Source organism: Thermus sp. FJN-A, assembly GCF_054655095.1.
In genome coordinates, this window is record NZ_BAAHSC010000031.1 from 1 (window position 1) to 240 (window position 240).

General features: G+C 73.3%; 1 pseudogene. It reads left to right on the plus strand.

The annotated features are described in order from the left end of the window. Positions 1-240: pseudogene (locus tag ACYQ0J_RS00150) on the plus strand (hypothetical protein); the annotation flags it as partial.

Genomic DNA, 240 nt, shown 5'->3' on the forward strand with positions numbered 1-240 from the left:
CCAACAGGAGAAGCCCGGGGCCCGCCACCCGGCCCACCAGGCCACCCTCTTCCTGGAGGGGAGCCTGGGGGAGGAGGGCTTCTCTAGCCCCCGCCTTCCCGAGGGGTGCCGGGTGGAGGTGGCCGGGTACGCCCTGAGCCAGCCGGAGGAGCACCAGGGGGAGGGGGTCTTCACCCTCTGGCCCCGCACGGACGAGGAGGGGAGGCTCACGGAGGCCCATGTGGCCCTCAAGCTCAAGCG